Annotated in this window: 14 protein-coding genes and 1 pseudogene; 4 read left to right on the plus strand and 11 right to left on the minus strand. The window is 71.1% G+C overall.

The window, feature by feature from the left end:
* The first annotated feature begins 72 nt into the window (after window positions 1-72).
* Together M2283_RS23955 and M2283_RS23960 are read left to right on the plus strand one after the other, a co-directional pair.
* Window positions 73-735: an MOSC domain-containing protein gene (locus M2283_RS23955; RefSeq protein WP_280878405.1), complete on the plus strand. Its 663-nt coding sequence runs from the start codon at window positions 73-75 to the stop codon at window positions 733-735.
* 95 nt (window positions 736-830) lie between these two features.
* Entirely contained in the window at window positions 831-1,604 is a 774-nt protein-coding gene (locus tag M2283_RS23960) for an SDR family NAD(P)-dependent oxidoreductase (RefSeq protein ID WP_280878406.1), read from the plus strand.
* A gap of 64 nt (window positions 1,605-1,668) precedes the next feature.
* Here M2283_RS23960 and groL read toward each other — a convergent pair whose 3' ends face one another.
* The 4 genes from groL to M2283_RS23980 all read right to left on the minus strand — a co-directional run bounded on the left by groL (window position 1,669) and on the right by M2283_RS23980 (window position 5,751).
* Complete coding sequence (gene groL / locus M2283_RS23965; RefSeq protein ID WP_280878407.1) at window positions 1,669-3,288, minus strand: chaperonin GroEL; 1,620 nt, start codon at window positions 3,286-3,288, stop codon at window positions 1,669-1,671.
* Window positions 3,289-3,400: 112 nt separating this feature from the next.
* Entirely contained in the window at window positions 3,401-3,709 is a 309-nt protein-coding gene (gene groES / locus M2283_RS23970) for a co-chaperone GroES (RefSeq protein WP_019066754.1), read from the minus strand.
* A gap of 267 nt (window positions 3,710-3,976) precedes the next feature.
* A complete protein-coding gene (locus M2283_RS23975) occupies window positions 3,977-4,807 on the minus strand; it encodes a polysaccharide deacetylase family protein (protein ID WP_280878408.1) in 831 nt (276 codons plus the stop codon).
* Entirely contained in the window at window positions 4,804-5,751 is a 948-nt protein-coding gene (locus M2283_RS23980; RefSeq protein WP_280878409.1) for a polysaccharide deacetylase family protein, read from the minus strand. Before M2283_RS23980 ends, M2283_RS23975 begins: the two co-directional genes overlap by 4 nt.
* Window positions 5,752-5,841: 90 nt before the next feature.
* Here M2283_RS23980 and M2283_RS23985 point away from each other — a divergent pair, with 90 nt between their 5' ends.
* A complete protein-coding gene (locus M2283_RS23985) occupies window positions 5,842-7,002 on the plus strand; it encodes a class I SAM-dependent methyltransferase (RefSeq protein WP_280878410.1) in 1,161 nt (386 codons plus the stop codon).
* Window positions 7,003-7,020: 18 nt separating this feature from the next.
* Here the strand turns inward: M2283_RS23985 and M2283_RS23990 are convergent, their stop codons facing one another.
* The 4 genes and pseudogenes from M2283_RS23990 to M2283_RS24005 form a co-directional block, all read right to left on the minus strand.
* Complete coding sequence (locus tag M2283_RS23990; RefSeq protein ID WP_280878411.1) at window positions 7,021-9,039, minus strand: cell wall-binding repeat-containing protein; 2,019 nt, start codon at window positions 9,037-9,039, stop codon at window positions 7,021-7,023.
* A 190-nt stretch (window positions 9,040-9,229) separates the two neighbouring features.
* Window positions 9,230-10,438, minus strand: a complete 1,209-nt coding sequence (locus M2283_RS23995; protein WP_280878727.1) for an RNA polymerase sigma factor — start codon at window positions 10,436-10,438, stop codon at window positions 9,230-9,232.
* Window positions 10,439-10,602: 164 nt separating this feature from the next.
* A complete protein-coding gene (locus M2283_RS24000) occupies window positions 10,603-10,959 on the minus strand; it encodes a YciI family protein (RefSeq protein ID WP_280878412.1) in 357 nt (118 codons plus the stop codon).
* Window positions 10,960-11,003: 44 nt separating this feature from the next.
* Window positions 11,004-12,481: pseudogene (locus M2283_RS24005) on the minus strand (MFS transporter).
* 96 nt (window positions 12,482-12,577) lie between these two features.
* Here M2283_RS24005 and M2283_RS24010 point away from each other — a divergent pair.
* Window positions 12,578-13,276 (plus strand): TetR/AcrR family transcriptional regulator, encoded by a 699-nt coding sequence (locus M2283_RS24010; protein ID WP_280878413.1) that lies wholly within the window; start codon window positions 12,578-12,580, stop codon window positions 13,274-13,276.
* A 9-nt stretch (window positions 13,277-13,285) separates the two neighbouring features.
* Here M2283_RS24010 and M2283_RS24015 read toward each other — a convergent pair whose 3' ends face one another.
* The 3 genes from M2283_RS24015 to M2283_RS24025 all read right to left on the minus strand — a co-directional run bounded on the left by M2283_RS24015 (window position 13,286) and on the right by M2283_RS24025 (window position 16,991).
* Complete coding sequence (locus tag M2283_RS24015; protein ID WP_280878414.1) at window positions 13,286-14,338, minus strand: LCP family protein; 1,053 nt, start codon at window positions 14,336-14,338, stop codon at window positions 13,286-13,288.
* A gap of 141 nt (window positions 14,339-14,479) precedes the next feature.
* Complete coding sequence (locus M2283_RS24020) at window positions 14,480-15,838, minus strand: endo-1,4-beta-xylanase (RefSeq protein ID WP_280878415.1); 1,359 nt, start codon at window positions 15,836-15,838, stop codon at window positions 14,480-14,482.
* An 82-nt stretch (window positions 15,839-15,920) separates the two neighbouring features.
* Window positions 15,921-16,991 (minus strand): LacI family DNA-binding transcriptional regulator, encoded by a 1,071-nt coding sequence (locus tag M2283_RS24025; RefSeq protein WP_280878416.1) that lies wholly within the window; start codon window positions 16,989-16,991, stop codon window positions 15,921-15,923.
* Between the last annotated feature and the right edge of the window lie 19 nt (window positions 16,992-17,010).

The raw sequence follows: 17,010 nt of genomic DNA on the forward strand, positions 1-17,010 counted from the left end.
GATAAGCCGGCCTTTGACACGTCGTCGAAAAATGCGTCGACGCTTTGGTATCGGGCTCGCTACCGTGAGGTCATGGAGCTTCTGTCGCTGAACGTGGGACACGCGCGGGCCGTGCCGTACGCGGACATGGGGGTGACCGGCATCGACAAGCGGCCGGTGGCCGGACCCGTGCGGGTGTCGGCGCCCGGGCCCAAGGGGGTCGGCGCGAGCGGGCTGGCCGGGGACCAGGTGTGCGACAAGCGGCACCACGGCGGGGACGACCAGGCGGTGTACGCGGTCGCGCGCGAGGATCTCGACGACTGGGAACGGGAGTTGGGGCGTCCGTTGGCGAACGGCTCCTTCGGGGAGAACCTGACGACGCTGGGCCTGGACGTGTCCGGGGCGCGGATCGGCGAGCGCTGGCGCATCGGGCCCGACGTGGTCCTGGAGGTGACCTGCGGGCGGATTCCGTGCCGGACGTTCCAGGAACATCTGGGTGAGAAGCGCTGGGTGAAGCGGTTCACGGAGCGGGGTGCGCCGGGTGCGTACTTCCGGGTGATCGTGCCGGGTGAGATCCGGGCCGGCGATCCGATCGAGGTCGTGCACCGCCCGGACCACGAGGTGACCGTGGCCCTGCAGTTCCGCGCGGCCACCACGCGCCGTGAGCTGTTGCCGCGGCTGCTGCCCGCGGGCGAGGCGCTGCATCCGGAGTCGCTGGCGCAGGCGCGGGAGTACGCGGCGCAGCACGCCGGCTGACCGCCCCCGGCGAGCTCTGTTCGCCGCGCCTTCACCTATCGGGAGGCCGTGTGCAGCAATCGGGCGAATGCGTTCCAGGTCACTAATCTTGCGCCATGACAACGGCTCTGATTACGGGATCGACCGCGGGCATCGGCGCCGCGTTCGCGCGGCGGCTGGCGGCCGACGGGCACAACCTGGTGCTCGTGGCCCGGGACACCGAGCGGCTCCGCCGGCAGGCGACCGAGCTGCACGACCGGCACGGCATCGAGGCGAAGGTGCTGACCGCCGACCTCGCCACGGACGAGGGCATCGACGCGGTGGCCGCGCGGCTGTCCGACCGCAAGAACCCCGTCGACCTGCTGATCAACAACGCCGGCTTCGGCAACAAGGGCCGCTATCTCGACGTACCGATGGCCGACGAGCTGAGGATGCTCAAGGTGCACTGCGAGGCGGTGCTGCGGCTGACGTCGGCGGCGGCCGAGGCGATGCGTGAGCGCGGGCGGGGCGGGGTCGTCAACGTGGCGTCGGTGGCGGCCTTCGTGCCGCGCGGGACGTACGGCGCGTCCAAGGCGTGGGTGGTGCAGTTCACGCAGGGTGCGGCGAAGGACCTGGCCGGCAGCGGGGTGCGGCTGATGGCGCTGGCGCCGGGGTTCGTGCGGACGGAGTTCCACGAGCGGGCCGGCATGGGCACGGGCAACATCCCGGGCTGGATGTGGCTCGACGCCGACAAGCTGGTCGCGGCGGCGCTGCAGGATCTGGCGCGCGGGAAGTCGCTGTCGATCCCGGATCCGCGCTACAAGGTGCTGATGGGCGTGGTGAAGGTGACGCCCCGCGCGCTGCTCGGCGGGATCACCTCGAAGACGGGGCGGAAGTACGGGCCGCGGTGACGGCGACGCGAAGGCCCGGCACCCCTTGAGAGGTGCCGGGCCTTCGACGATTCACCGACCTGCGTCAGTGGGCGTGGCTGTGACCGGCGGCGGCCGGCTCTTCCTCTTCCTTCTTCTCGACGACCAGAGTCTCGGTCGTCAGGAGGAGGGAGGCGATGGAGGCGGCGTTCTCCAGGGCGGAGCGGGTGACCTTGACCGGGTCGATGACGCCGGCCTTGACCAGGTCGCCGTACTCGCCGGTGGCGGCGTTGAAGCCCTGGCCCTTCTCGAGCTCGGCGACCTTCGCGGTGATGACGTAGCCCTCGAGGCCCGCGTTCTCCGCGATCCAGCGCAGCGGCTCGACGACCGCGCGGCGCACGACGGCGACACCGGTGGCCTCGTCGCCGGTCTTGCCCAGGCCGCCCTCCAGCACCTTCGCGGCGTGGACGAGCGCGGAGCCACCACCGGAGACGATGCCCTCCTCGACCGCGGCGCGGGTCGCGGAGATGGCGTCCTCCAGACGGTGCTTCTTCTCCTTGAGCTCCACCTCGGTGGCGGCGCCGACCTTGATCACGCACACGCCGCCGGCCAGCTTCGCGAGGCGCTCCTGGAGCTTCTCGCGGTCCCAGTCGGAGTCGGTGTTCTCGATCTCGGCCTTGATCTGGGCGATGCGGCCGGTGACCGCGCCGGAGTCGCCGGCACCGTCGACGACCGTGGTGTCGTCCTTGGTGACGGTGACGCGGCGGGCGGAGCCGAGCACGTCCAGGCCGACCTGGTCGAGCTTGAGGCCGACCTCCTCGGAGACGACCGTGGCGCCGGTGAGGATCGCCAGGTCCTCCAGCATCGCCTTGCGGCGGTCGCCGAAGCCGGGGGCCTTGACCGCGACCGCGTTGAAGGTGCCGCGGATCTTGTTCACGACCAGGGTCGACAGGGCCTCGCCCTCGACGTCCTCGGCGATGATCAGCAGCGGCTTGGAGGAGTTGGCCTGGATGACCTTCTCCAGCAGCGGCAGCAGGTCGGCGATCGCACCGATCTTGCCCTGCGTGATGAGGATGTACGGCTCGTCGAGGACGGCCTCCATGCGCTCCTGGTCCGTGACGAAGTACGGCGACAGGTAGCCCTTGTCGAAGGCCATGCCCTCGGTGAAGTCCAGCTCCAGACCGAAGGTGTTGGACTCCTCGACGGTGATGACACCGTCCTTGCCGACCTTGTCCATCGCCTCGGCGATCAGCTCGCCGACCTGGCTGTCCTGCGCGGACAGACCGGCGACGGCCGCGATGTCGGCCTTGTCGTCGATCGGGCGCGCGGTGGCGAGCAGCTCGTCGGAGACGGCCTTGACGGCGGCGTCGATGCCCTTCTTCAGGGCGGCCGGGGAGGCGCCGGCGGCGACGTTGCGCAGGCCCTCGCGGACGAGCGCCTGGGCCAGCACGGTGGCGGTGGTCGTACCGTCACCCGCGATGTCGTTGGTCTTGGTCGCCACCTCCTTCACCAGCTGGGCGCCGAGGTTCTCGTACGGGTCGTCGAGCTCGACCTCGCGGGCGATGGTGACACCGTCGTTGGTGATGGTGGGTGCGCCGAACTTCTTGTCGATGACGACGTTGCGGCCCTTGGGGCCGATCGTCACCTTGACCGTGTCGGCAAGCTTGTTGACGCCGCGCTCGAGGGCGCGACGGGCGTCCTCGTCGAACTTCAGGATCTTCGCCATGGGAGCGGTTCAGCCCTCTCGAAAAACGTGGGTGAAACGAACTACGCCCCCGACGCCCGGCTTCATAAGGTCGCGGGGGCCAGGGGCGCAGCTCACTGCAAAACTGGGTGAATTACTTCTCGATGATCGCGAGAACGTCGCGAGCCGAGAGGACGAGGTACTCCTCGCCGCTGTACTTCACTTCGGTGCCGCCGTACTTGCTGTACAGCACGATGTCGCCGGTCTTGACGTCGAGCGGCAGGCGCTCGCCGTTCTCGAAGCGACCCGGGCCCACGGCCAGGACGACGCCCTCCTGGGGCTTCTCCTTGGCCGTGTCCGGGATGACCAGGCCAGAGGCCGTGGTCTGCTCGGCGTCGAGCGGCTGGACCACAATGCGGTCCTCAAGCGGCTTGATGGCAACCTTGGAGCTGGTGGTCGTCACGATCCGACCTCCCCCTTCGGAGATCTCACGGGGTTAACTGTCTGAGGTGGCGACCAGGTGGATCCGTCGTCGCGGGTGCCGGACCTGCCCGTCGCTATTGGCACTCTCCTACGGGGAGTGCCAGACCCGAGACTATGACCGCGATTAGCACTCGGTCAAGCGGAGTGCCAATGCCGGCGGCGCGTCAGCGGGGTTTGTCGGCCTGAACGGCCTCGTCCTCAACCGCCGGACGGGCTGAGAAATGCTGCCCGGCATCGGGACGCGGCCCTAGACGTAGTCCTCCAGCCGCCCCACCGTAAGCCCCGCCCGCTCCGCCTCCCGCAGCACCCGAGTCGTCCGTTCCCGCAGGGTCGGACCCGCCGCCTCGCCCGACGCCAGCGAGACGATGTCGCCGGGGCGCAGCCGGTGGTCGCTGCCCGTGAACGTGAGCGGGCCGTCCTCCGACGCGGCTCTCCACAGCACCACCGCCGAAACCCCGCAGTCCCCCGCCGCGCGGAGCGTGGTCGTGTCGTACGTGCCGTAGGGCGGGCGGAACAGGCGGGGGCGGAGGCCGAAGCGGCTGCGGAGTTTGTCCTGCTGGCCGCAGATCTCGGCGCGCTGGCCGAGGTAGGGCAGGCCGCGCAGGGCGGCGTGGTCGAGGGTGTGGTTCTGGATGGTCGCGCCGACCGACTGGAGGCGCGCGAAGTGGCCGTAGCCCGGCCCCACCACGCTGTCCGTGAGGAACATGCTGACGGGCAGCCGGAGTTCACGGACCATGTCGACGAACCGCGGGTCCTGCTCGGCGCCGTCGTCGTACGTGAGGAAGACCACCTTGTCGCGGGTCGGCACGCGGGAGACGACCGGGGGCAGCCCGGGACCCGCCGAGCGGGCGGCCGGGAGACGGGCGGCCCGAGGGGCCGGGGCCAGCGGGGCGGTCAGACCCCAGCGGCGGTACGGCAGTTGCGCGGCGCCGGCCGGTCCGTGCGGGTGTACCCGCTGGGCCGCTTTCCTGCCCAGCCGTTCGATGGGGTCGACGGACTGGGCGCAGCCGGTGAGCAGCGCGGCGGCCAGGACGGTGGCCACCAGGGCGCGCGGTCCCGGTGGCCGCCGCGGCTTCACAGGTAGTCCTCCAGCCGGGCCACCGCGTAGCCCTGGGCCGTGACCTTGTCCAGGAAGCGGCGGACCATGTCGGGCATGGTGCCCTTCCAGTCCTCGCGGCCCCGGAAGTGGCTGAGCACGATGTCGCCGGGGTGCAGGTCCCGGTCCCACTCGCGGTACTCCCAGTGGTCGACGAAGACCTCCTCGTCCCAGATCGGCGCGTACCTGATGCCGCAGTCCTTGGCGGCGCGCAGGGTGTCCTGGTTGTAGTTGCCGAAGGGCGGGCGGAAGAGGGTGGGACGCTTGCCGTACTGCTTCTCGATCACGTCCTGCATGCCGCAGATCTCGTGCTTCTGGCGGCTGTAGGACAGCGCCGGCAGGTAGGGGTGGTGGAGGGTGTGGTTGTTCAGGACGATGCCCCGGCCCTGCATCTTCTTGAAGTAGGCGTAGTCGTCCTTGATCAGGTAGTCGCTGAGGAAGGCCGTGTAGGGGATCTTCAGGTCGCTCATCATCCGCAGGAACGCCGGGTCCTTCTCGGCGCCGTCGTCGATGGTGAGGAAGACGACCTTCTCCTTGGTGGGGATCGTGGTGAAGACCGGCGGGAGGTTCAACTCCTCCTGCTCGTCCACCTCGAAGCCCTTGCGGGCGGTGATCTCCGGCTTGTGCGCGGGGGCGGCCGGCGCGGTCAGCGGGACCGTCCGCAGGCCCCAGCGCTTCGCGGCGGCGACCCGGGCGGCGTGGGCGACGCGCAGTTTCGTGGCGTACGCGGCCAGGGCGCGGGCCGGGGGCGCCTTGAGCACCTGCTGGCCCGGGGCCGGCCGCACACCATGCCCATGCCCTCCGTCCCGCCCGTCGCCCTGCGCACAACCGGCGGCGAGGGCGGAGACGGCGAGCACGGCGATTCCGCCACGGACCCGCCGACCCAAGAACGACCCATTTTTGTCATTTTGTACGACTGCTCGCATGGTGCCGGATCCTCGCAGGCCAGGCCCCTGCTCCCGGCCCGACACCGCGGCCGGCAACGCACCGTCCACCGACTGGCCCACAATGACCCGGTGAACGACCTCGCCCTCCTCCTCACCTCGCAAGGCCGCGCCCTCCTCGACGAGGTGCGCGACACGGCCCCGGCCGACGAACTGACCGTCGCCACCCGGCTGCGCCGCGAGCACCCCGCCGAGCTGGTGTCGGCGGCGCTCGGGCAGGCGCGGCTGCGGCAGCGGGCGGCGGCGAAGTTCGGGACCGAGGACGCGGGGCGGATGTTCTTCACGCCGAACGGGGTCGAGCAGTCGACGCGGGCGAGTGTGGCGACGTACCGGGCCGAGCGGCTGAAGGCGCAGGGGGTGAGCTCGCTCGCCGACCTGTGCTGCGGGATCGGTGGGGACGCGATCGCGCTGGCGCGGGCCGGGATCCGGGTGCTCGCGGTGGACCGTGATCCGGTGACGGCGGCCGTGGCGCGGGAGAACGCGGCGGCGCTGGGTCTCGCCGAGCTGATCGAGGTGCGGGAGGCGGACGTCACGGAGGTGGGTACGGAGGGCTACGACGCCGTCTTCGTGGACCCGGCCCGGCGTGGCGGACGCGGCCGGATCTTCGACCCGGAGGCCTACTCACCGCCGCTGTCCTGGGCCGTCGAGGCCGCGCTCAAGGCACCCCGCGCCGCGCTGAAGGTCGCCCCCGGCATCCCGCACGAGGCGGTGCCCGGCGCGGCCGAGGCCGAGTGGATCTCGGACGGCGGGGACGTGAAGGAAGCGGTGCTGTGGTTCGGGACCGAGCCGGGCGCGGTGCGCGCGACGCTGCTGCCGGGCCCGCGCACCCTGCTCGGCAGAGGCCTGCCGGACCCCCAGGTCCGGCCCGTGGGGCGCTACTTGTACGAGCCCGACGGCGCCGTCATCCGTGCCCATCTGGTCGCCGAGGTGGCCGAGGAGTTGGACGGCGGCCTGATCGACCCGACCATCGCCTACGTCACCGCGGACGAGCGGCACGTGACCCCGTATGCCACCGCCTATGAGATCAGCGATCAACTGCCCTTCAATCTGAAGAAGTTGAAGGCGCTGTTGCGGGAGCGGGAGGTCGGGATCCTGACCGTGAAGAAGCGGGGGTCGGCGGTGGAGCCGGAGGAGTTGCGCAGGAAGGTCAAGCCGCAGGGGCCGAACTCGGCGACCGTGTTCCTGACGCGCGTGGCGGGGGCGCCGACCATGCTGGTCGGCGCCCCCGCGTAAGGCGTGACTGCCGCCGTGCTACTGGTGCTTGGCCGTCCTGAGGGGGCTCAGGTTCGGGTCAGCCGAAACCGGGCCTGACTTGACCGGCGAGGCGGGTGCGGCGGTGTCCGCGCGCAGTGACCGCGTGCTCGCGGCCCCGACCCCGTTGTAGAACGGCACGTACGTGAACTGGCTGCCGTTCGCGCTCATCGCGGCGCCGGCCGTGTTCAGCGTGCCCGCCGTGACCGAGGACGTGGGTCCGAAGGCGACCGCGGCCTGCGTGCCCGCGGACTCACGGAGCAGGTAGCTCTTGGGGTCGGCGGACAGGTCGGGCCGTGAGGTCCACACCAGCGGCGCGTAGATGTTCATCGCCGCGCCCGCCGAGACGCCGTCCCGCCAGGCGCCGGTGTAGGCGAACGCCACCTGACTGGGCACGGTCCACCAGAACTTGGCGAGGGCCACCGACAGGCCCTCACTCGTGCCCGAGGTGACCGGGTAGTAGTAGTACGTCGACGGCCACTTGGAGAACGAGGTGTGCGTCAGCGCGTACTTCGCGTCCGACCCGACCGGGATGACCATGGTCTTGTCGGGGTTCACGCCGTTGAGGTACGACTTCACCGCCGCCGTCAGCTTCTTGCCGTTGCTGAGGACGAAAGTGGCTGTGCTCGCGGTGCCGTCGGAGCCCGCAGCAGCAGCGGCCGGGAGGGCCGCCTTGTAGTCGGTGCCGCTGGCCAGGAACACGTACTTCGGGGCGGTGGTGATCGCCTTGGACACCTTGACCGAGGTGTCGTAACGGTCCACGCCGGACAGCCGCTTGGGGACGTAGCCGAGCGCCTTGAGCTGCGTGGAGACGTTGGTGGCGAGGGTCGAGGTGCCGCCCAGCATCCAGACGGACGTGCCCTTCTTCAGGGTGCGCTTCAGCTCGTTCTTCACCGCCGTCGACAGCCCCGTCTTCGGGGTCATCAGCACCGGGCCCCGCTTCTTGCCGGCCAGCGCGGGCGCGGTGAGCGAGTACGCCGTGCTGTCTCGGTTGATCAGCACCGCGGACTTGGCGTCCAGCAGGCCCGGCGAGCTGGTGCCGAGGGTGTTCCAGCTCCAGCGGGAGGCGGCGATCGCGGTGGCGTAGCTGTCGCTGCCCCAGACGCGGGCGGTGGTGTTCTTGCGCAGCGGCTGCCAGCTGGGGTTGCTGCCCCGCGTGCCGCCCGGGACCACGGTGAGGGCGCCGGAGGCCAGGTCCGCGTACTCGGTGGTGTGCGTGTCGACGCCGTTCGCCGAGGCGTGCACGTCGAAGACGATCCGGGTGCCGGTGGGCGACCAGGACGGGTTGGCGTAGGAGCGGGCGTCGGTGGTGAGCTGCTCGACGCCGCTGCCGTCGGCGTTCGCCGTGAAGATCTGGCGGGCGCGGACGAAGGCCAGCTTGGTGCCGTCCGGCGACCAGACGGGCTGCGTGGCGTCGGTGAGGACGCGCTTGACCGTCTTCGTGGACGCCTCGTAGACGTACACACCGGGAGTGCTTGAGCAGTTGCCGGTGCGGCGCTCGAAGGCGACCAGCCCGGCGGTGTTCACGGTCGGTTCGGTGTCGCAGACCGTGGACGGCTCAAGGGAGTTGGACAGCAGCGGGATGGGCGCCCAGGAGCCGTCGGAGGGACCGTAGGCGAGCTGGCCGCCGGTGGCGAAGGCCACGTAGCGACCGCCCCACCCGAAGGTCAGGTCCGTGTAGACGGCGCTGGAGCGCATGCCCGTCGCCGGGGGCAGGGTGATCTTCGTGGAGCCGGCGGTGCGGACGCTGGTGATCGTCTGCCCGTTGACGACGGCGAACCGGCTGCCGTCCGGTGCCCAGGCCGCGTACTCCCCCGAGCCGGCGCCCGGGACCGCGGTGGCCGCGCCGGTGGCCGGGTCGACCAGCCACGGCCCGTCGGTCAGGATCCTGCCCTCGGTGCCCGGCCAGGGCCCGGCGTCGTCGGCGACGGCGCCCGGTGCGGTGGCCAGGGTTCCTACGGCGGCGAGTGCGGCCGCGGTGGCGAGCGCCGCGACATGGCGGCGCGTGAACGGTCTCAAGTTGTCGTCTCCCCCACGGATCGGATGACGTCATCCGGTCGATGTCCGGTCGATTCGATGCCGCGCGCGGCCGGGTCGGCGTCTGTCCCCCAGGCGACCACACAGCCATTGCTCAGCGGCCGGATCACTGTAGTGCCCAACGGGACGACAGGGGAACAGAGTTACGAATGAACGGCCGTGTGATCCCAGGTCACGAACGGCACTTCCCGGCCCGCCCCAGCAGCATCTCCCGCTCCCGCTCGTTGCGCGCGAGCCCCGCCGCCCGTACGAACTCCTCGCGGGCCTCCGCCGTACGCCCCAGCCGCTCCAGCAGGTCGCCGCGGACGCTGGGCAGCAAGTGGTAGTCCTTCAGGGCGGGTTCGGCCGCGAGGGCGTCGACGAGCGCGAGGCCCTCGGCCGGTCCTTCGGCCATCGACACGGCGACCGCGCGGTTGAGTTCGACGACGGGCGAGGGCGCGCGGGCGGCCAACAGGCCGTACAGCGTGGCGATCGTGCGCCAGTCGGTCTCCTCGTAGGTGTACGCGTGCGCGTGGCAGGCGGCGATGGCGGCCTGGAGGGCGTACGGGCCGGGGGCGCCGGTGGAGGTGGCGTCGGCGTGACCCAGGGCGGTGATGCCACGGGCGATGAGCATGCGGTTCCAGCGGCGGCGGTTCTGGTCCCGGAGCAGGACGGGCTCGCCGTTCGGGCCGGTGCGGGCGGCGGTGCGGGACGCCTGGAACTCCAACAGCGAGGTCAGGGCGTGCACTTCGGGCTCCTTCGGCATCAGCCCGGACAGCACGCGGGCAAGGCGCAGCGCGTCCTCGCACAGCGCCGGGCGCAGCAGGTCGTCGCCCGCGGTGGCCGCGTACCCCTCGTTGAAGATCAGGTAGATGACGTCGAGTACGGAGCCCAGCCGCGCCGCGCGCTCGGGGCCGTAGGGCACCTCGAAGTCGACGTTCTTGGTGGCGAGGGTGCGTTTGGCGCGGACGATGCGCTGGGCGACCGTCGGTTCGGGGGTGAGGAAGGCGCGGGCGATCTCCGGCGTCGTCAGGCCGCCGAGCAGGCGCAGGGTGAGGGCGATGCGGGCCTCGGCGGACAGCACGGGGTGGCAGGCGGTGAAGACGAGCCTCAGCAGGTCGTCGTCGATGTCCTCCGGGTCGGCCGGCTCCTCCGGCGGGGCGGTGGTCTCCAGGTCGCGGCCGATCGCCTGGAGCTTGCGGGCGTAGTTCTCCCGGCGCCGGATCAGGTCGACGGCGCGGTGCCTGGCGGCGGCCATGAGCCAGGCGCCCGGGTTGTCCGGCACCCCGTCCCGCGGCCACTGCTCCAGGGCGGCGACCAGGGCGTCCTGGGCGAGCTCCTCGGCGATCCCGACGTCACGGACGATGCGGGCGACGCCGGCGATGATGCGCGGGGACTCCATGCGGAAGACGGTCTCGATGGCGTGACCGGGGTCGGCGGCGCCGAGGGGGTCGGCCGGTGGCTGTCGGTCGTCGGGCTGTCGGCCGGGGGGCTGTTGGCTCACAGCCCCCCATTCGACACCCGGACCGGCACATCTCCAAGGAGGGACGCTCAGCCCTCGGCGATCTAGCCTTCCGCGATCTCCCGCACCTCGCAGGTCACCGTCCAGAACTCCTCGTGCACCTTCAGGAACCGCTTGGTCCACTCCAGGGCCTCGGCCCGGTCCTTGCACTGCATGATCGCGTAGCCGCCGACGACCTCCTTGGACTCGGTGAAGGGTCCGTCGGTGACGCTGATCTCGCCGCCTTCCCAGCGCACCTTCGTGCCTTGCGCGGACGGGGTCAGACCGGCGGTGTCGAGCATCACCCCGGCCTTGGTGACCTCCTCGATCAGCTCGCCCATGCGCTGCATCAGCTCGGCGCTGGGGCCCTCGGCGGGGGCGGTCTTCTCGTCGATCTGCACGAGCGACAGGTAGCGGGGCATGGTGCCCTCCTCGGTGGATGCGGGGCCGGGTCCTTCCCGGCCTCTCACCCCTGCGTCGATCGGGATCCGGCCGGATCGACACGGTCGCCGGAATTCTTCGAAGATTTTTCCGCGGCATACGTTTCCGCAGGCAGGGACGTTTTCCCGTACAGCAGTCCGCCCGCGAGGGCGCCGAAGGCCAGCAGCCCGGCGGCCACCCAGTACGCCGCCGAGAACCCGTCGACGAGCCCCTGGGCCCCGCCCACGCTCCCGCCGACGCTCGCCGCGACCGTGACCTGCACGCCGAGCCCCACGGCCCCGCCGACCTGGCGCGAGCTGTTGAGCAGCCCGGAGGCCATGCCGGTCTCCTCCGAGGCGACCCCGGCCGTGGCCGCCGTACCGAGCGGCACGAAGCACAGCCCGATGCCGAGGCCTGCGACGAGGGACGGACCGAGGATGGTGACCAGAAGCCGCCGTCGACCGCCAGGGCCGCCGCGAACCACGCGATCCCCGCCGCCGCGAGCAGCCCGCCCGTCACCAGCAGCGCCCGGGGCCCGACCCGCGCGACCGTCTTCGCGGCGACCACCGAGGCGACCACGATCCCGACGCAGAACGGCAGGAAGGCGCTGCCGGTGGCCGTCGCGCCATACCCGAGAACCTGTTGCAGATAGAGGGACGTGAAGTAGAAGGCGGCGAACTGGCCGGCCGTCATCATCAGCGCGAAGACGTTCGCCGCGAGCACCGGACCGCCCCTGAGCAGGCCGAGCCGCAGCAGCGGCCGCCGCACCCGTCGCTCGGCCACGGCGAAGGCGGCGAGCAGGAGGACGGCGGCGCCCAGGGACGCCTCGGTCTGCCAGGCCGTCCAGCCGTACGCCTCGGTGCGCACCAGCCCCAGCACCAGCAGCGTGGTCCCGGCGGTGACCAGGAACGCCCCGACCAGGTCGAGCCGCGCCCTGGGCCCTTCGGACCGACGGTCGGCGGGTACGGCGGTACGCGCGAGGACCAGGACGGCGATCACGACCGGCACGTTGACGAGCATGACGGCCCGCCAGCCGGCCCAGTCGGTGAGCAGTCCGCCGGCCAGCACACCGACGGCCCCACCGGCCGCACCGGAGGCGCCCCACAGCCCGAGGGCGCGCGAACGGGCGCCGCCCTCCGGGTAGTTGACGGTGATGAGGGTCAGCGCGACCGGTGCGAGCGCGGCCGCCCCGACGCCCTGCACCGCCCGAAAGGCGATCAACTGCCCCGGCGCCTGGGCGAGTCCGCCCGCCAGACTCGCGGCCCCGAAGACCGCGAACCCGGCGATGAGCGTCCGCCGCCGCCCCACCACGTCGGCCAGCCGCCCACCCAGCATGAGCAGCCCGCCGAAGGTGAGGGCGTACGCGTTCACGACCCACGACAGCGAGTCACCGCCGAAGCCCAGACCGGTACCCATGTCCGGCAGGGCGACGTTGACGACCGACATGTCGAGGGAGACCAGGAACTGCACGGTCAGCAACACCGGCAGCAGCCAACCGGACGTGCGTGTCTGCGAGTCCACCATGCCCAACAGATTAATATACGCGTACAGAAATTATCCAGAGGGGTGCCCGGACGGATGTGGAGGGGCGCCCGGAACCGGCCGGGAGAGAATGCGCCCGTGGGAGACGAACCAAGCCAGGAGCCTCGTAAGCGCGCCGTCGGCCGCCCGCGCCGCATCGAGGCGGACCAGATCGTGGCGGTGGCCCGGCGCATCCTCCAGGAGGAGGGCGTCGAGGCGGTCTCCATGCGCCGGGTCGCCAAGGAGGTGGGCGCCACCCCGATGGCGCTCTACCACCACGTCCGCGACAAGGACGAACTGCTGATGCTCACGCTGTCGGGCATGGCGGCCTCGATCCCGCGCCCGGTCCTCCCCGACGACCCACGCGAGCGAATCGTCACGATCGCCCTCCACACCTACACGGGCATCAGCCGGTTCAGCTGGATCGTCGACGTCCTGAGCCTCGGCGACCTCACCGACCGCAGCGCCCTGTGGATCCCGGAGCAGATCATCGGCGCGGCGGTCGAATGCGGGCTGTCCCCGACGGAGGCGGTCCACGTCTACCGCACCATCTGGTACGTCGTCTACGGCGCCCTGGTCTTCCACCGCGCGGAAGAACGCCGGGCCGCCGCCCCCGACCGCCGCCCCTTCATGTCCTCCCTCGTCACGGAGGAGGACGCCGGGGAGTTTCCGCATCTGGCGGTGGTGGCGGGGCGGTGGGAGGAGATCACCGGGGGGTACGACATCGAGGGGCAACTGCGGGGCGTGGTGGACGGGTTGCTGCCCACCGGCGGCCGCACCGCCAGCCCTGACGCATAGCGCTCACCCTCAGCGCAACGACTCCCACAACTCACTCGCCGCCGGCTCCTTCGCCACCACCCGGTTCGAGTCCGACGGCGCCGGTACCACCGGCATCATCACCGTCTTGAGGTCACTCACCGGCAGGCTCTTCAGGCTCTGGCCCAGCCGCATCAGTTCGCTCAGCGAGTTCAGGCCCGTGTCGGTGGTGAGGCTGTCGGTGACCGCGTCGGCGACCTCGTAGAGCTTGGCGGGGTCGGTGAGGAGGTTGGTGGTGGAGATCTGGGTCAACAGGGCCTTCACCAGCTTCTGTTGGAGGCCTATGCGGCCCAGGTCGCTGCCGTCGCCTATGCCGTGCCGGGTGCGGGCCAGCGCCAGCGCCTGCGTGCCGTTGAGGTGGTGCTTGCCCGCCTTCAGGTGCAGGTGGCTGTCGTCGTCGTCGATGTCCTCGTCGGTGGTGACGGTGACGCCGCCGAGGGCGTTGACCAGCTTCGCGAAGCCCGCGAAGTCGATCTCGATGTAGTGGTCCATGCGGACGTTGGTGATCGACTCGACCGTCTTGACCGCGCACACCGGCCCGCCGAGCGAATAGGCGCTGTTGAACATCGAGTTGTACGCCACCGACGTCGAACCCCCGGACGACAGCGGGCAGGACGGGCGCGTGACGAGGGTGTCGCGCGGGATGCTGACCACCGTGGCGCTGGTCCGTCCGGCGTCGATGTGCACGACCATCGCCGTGTCGGAGCGGGCACCGGAGCTGTCGCCCCCGCCGAGCGCCTGGTTCTCCTTGCCGCTGCGCGAGTCCGAGCCCAGGACCAGGATGTTCACGGCACCGGTGGGCAGCGGGGAGGCCGACGCGCTCGCCGAGGCGGACGGGGTCGTGACCCCCTTGGGCGGGCGGTCGTCGCCGAGCGCGCTGTTGATGTCGACGCTCTTGATGTTGTTGTTGAGATGCCAGTACGCCCAGCCGGCCGCCGCCACGGTCAGCACCAGCACGCCCGCGAGGGTCAGGCCGACGGTCTTCAGCACACGCGACCGCCGACCTGACCGTCTGCCCTCGTCGCCGCTCTCTTCTCCGGTCACGGAAGGAACGTAAGTCCGAATTATTAGGAGACTGTTAGGGGAAGCGCCTCAGGACGGTTTTCTTCGGAAAATCTCACGTTTCCGACCCTCCGCGACACCTCTTCAGCCCCAGCGACACCGCCTCCACCGAGCGACACCACCTCAACCCAGCGTCACCGTCGGCACCGGATTGCTCCCGCTCCACGACCCGTTGAACCCGAAGCTTACCGAGCCCCCGTCCGGCACCGAGCCGTTGTACGAGGCGTTCGCGCAGCTCACGGCCGTGCCGGACTGAGTACAGATGGCGTTCCAGGCCTGGGTGACCTGCTGGCCCGCGCCGAAGGTCCAGTTCGCGTGCCAGGACGAGAGGGAGGCTCCGGAGCAGGCGATCGTCACCTGGCCCGTGAACCCGGTGTTCCACTGGCTGCCCACCGCGTACGTCGCCGTGCAGGCGCCGGTCGGCGGGGTCGTCGTACCGCCGCCGAGGGCCTCAGCGATGGCGTAGTACGCCGGTTTCGGCGCGTAGTTCTCGTCGTACGGCGTCGCCGCCCCGTAGCCCGGGAAGGTGCTCGGCACCCAGGAGTCGGAGTCGGTGAAGCCCCAGACGGTGACGTTGACGCAGCGGGTGACGGCCACGCACGCGGCGAGCACCGCCTTGTAGTCGGCGGCCTGCTGGGCGAGCTTCGTGCTGTCGGCCGGCAGCGCCATCCGCACGTCCAGCTCGGTGATCGCCACGTCGACGCCGAGGTCGGCGAAGCGCTGGATGTTCTGCTGGAGGGTGGCGGGGACCTGGCCGAGGATCAGGTGGGCCTGCAGACCGACGCCGTCGATCGGGACGCCCGCCGCCTTCAGGGACTTGACCAGGTTGTAGAGGGCGGTCGACTTCGCGTTGACGCCCTCGACGTTGTAGTCGTTGATGTAGAGCTTGGCCGCCGGGTCGGCGGCCCGCGCCCAAGTCAGGGCGTTCGCTATGTAGTTGGCACCGAGGCCGTTGTACCAAAGCGTCGAGCGGTAGGTGCCGTCCTCGTTGAAGGGCTCGTTGACCACGTCCCAGGCGGCGATCTTGCCTTTGTAGCGGCCGACTTCGGTGTTGATGTGGTTCTGGAGGAGGGTGCTGAGCTGGGCCGAGGTCCATGTGCCGTTCGTCAGCCAGCTCGGGTTCTGGCTGTGCCAGGCCAGGGTGTGGCCGCGCACCTGCTGGTTGTGGGCCTGCGCGAAGGCGACGATCTGGTCGGCCTCGGTCCAGTTGAAGGAGCCCTGGGTCGGCTCGACCGACCCCCACTTCATGGCGTTGCCGGGGGTGAGCGAGTTGAACTGCGCCCCGGCGATGTCGCCGTACGACCCGGTGAGCTTGGAGCCCGTGACCGCCGTACCGATGACCTTGCCCTTGGCGGCGGCCAGGTCGCGCAGCGGGGTGTCGGCCGCGTGCGCCACGGGCGCCGTCAGCAGCAGCGCCGCGCCGGTGACAACTGCCGCCAGCGATAAGCCCGTACCGCGAAAGCCTGTTCTCAGAGATCTCATTGCGGGTGCCTCCGAAAGTTTCGGTTGAATAACCGATTGGCTTCGGAGGAGTGTGGGCACGCCCGCACCACCCGTCAATACGTCACCTTCCGGCCACCGGCGGCGCCCCCGTACTGCTGCGCACCACCAGGCTCGTCGCCAGCTCGACCCGCGTGGCCACCGGCGGTTGGTCCTCGCGCCCCAGGTCCAGGACGAGCTTGCCCGCCGCCTCGGCCATCTCCATCAGGGGCTGTCGTACGGTCGTCAGCGGCGGCCCCACCCAGCGCGCGACCGGCAGATCGTCGAAGCCGACCACGCTCAGGTCCTCCGGGATGCGCAGCCCCAACTCCCGCGCGGCCTCGTAGAGTCCGAGCGCCTGGAGGTCGTTGAGGGCGAAGACGGCGGTGGGGCGGTCCGGGCGGCGCAGCAGTTCCAGGCCCTGCCGGTAGCCGGCCTCGTGGTGGAAGTCGCCGGTCACGATCAGCGTCGGGTCGACCGGCAGCCCGGCGGTCTCAAGTGCGGCCCGGTAGCCGTCCACACGCGCGCGGCTGCACATCATGCGGGTCGGCCCGGTGATCGCGCCGACGCGGGTGTGGCCGAGGTCGACCAGGTGCCGGGTGGCGGCCAGGCCGCCCTGCCAGTTGGTGGCGCCGATCGAGGGCACGTCCACGCCGGGGTCGCCGGCCGGGTCCATCACCACGAACGGGATGGAGCGGCTGGTCAGCAGGGCCCGCTGGGACTCGTCGAGACCGGACAGTACGAGGATCACGCCGTGCGGCCGGCGGGCGGCGACCTGGTCGGCCCAGGTCCGCCCGGGCGTCAGCCGCCCCGCGCTCTCGCTGAGCACCACGCTCAGGCCGTTGTCCCGGGCCACGTTCTCCACGCCCCGGATGACCTCCATCGCCCAGGCGCTCTCCAGTTCGTGGAAGACCAGGTCGATCAGGGGCGAGCGGCTGGCCTCGGCGCGGCGGCGCCGGTAGCCGTGCGCGCGCAGCAGGTCCTCGACGCGGCTGCGGGTGGCCGGGGCCACGTCCGCACGGCCGTTGAGGACCTTCGAAACAGTCGGCGCGGACACGCCGGCCTCGCGGGCGATCTCCGCGAGCGTCGCGGTCTGCGACGACCGGCCTGTCGTCGGCGTCGCCGTCCGGGTTTCAACGGGCTCCGGGGGTGTCATGGCGGCGATCGTATCCCTG

This window comes from Streptomyces pseudovenezuelae (assembly GCF_029892565.1).
In the GTDB taxonomy this organism is placed as follows: Bacteria; Actinomycetota; Actinomycetes; order Streptomycetales; family Streptomycetaceae; genus Streptomyces; species Streptomyces pseudovenezuelae_A.

Coding starts and splice junctions, on each gene's coding strand:
- M2283_RS23955 (WP_280878405.1), top strand. CDS start 73: ATGGAGCTTCTGTCGCTGAACGTGGGACACGCGCGGGCCGTGCCGTAC.
- M2283_RS23960 (WP_280878406.1), top strand. CDS start 831: ATGACAACGGCTCTGATTACGGGATCGACCGCGGGCATCGGCGCCGCG.
- groL (WP_280878407.1), bottom strand. CDS start 3,288: ATGGCGAAGATCCTGAAGTTCGACGAGGACGCCCGTCGCGCCCTCGAG.
- M2283_RS23980 (WP_280878409.1), bottom strand. CDS start 5,751: ATGCGAGCAGTCGTACAAAATGACAAAAATGGGTCGTTCTTGGGTCGG.
- M2283_RS23995 (WP_280878727.1), bottom strand. CDS start 10,438: ATGGAGTCCCCGCGCATCATCGCCGGCGTCGCCCGCATCGTCCGTGAC.
- M2283_RS24000 (WP_280878412.1), bottom strand. CDS start 10,959: ATGCCCCGCTACCTGTCGCTCGTGCAGATCGACGAGAAGACCGCCCCC.
- M2283_RS24020 (WP_280878415.1), bottom strand. CDS start 15,838: ATGAGATCTCTGAGAACAGGCTTTCGCGGTACGGGCTTATCGCTGGCG.
- M2283_RS24025 (WP_280878416.1), bottom strand. CDS start 16,991: ATGACACCCCCGGAGCCCGTTGAAACCCGGACGGCGACGCCGACGACA.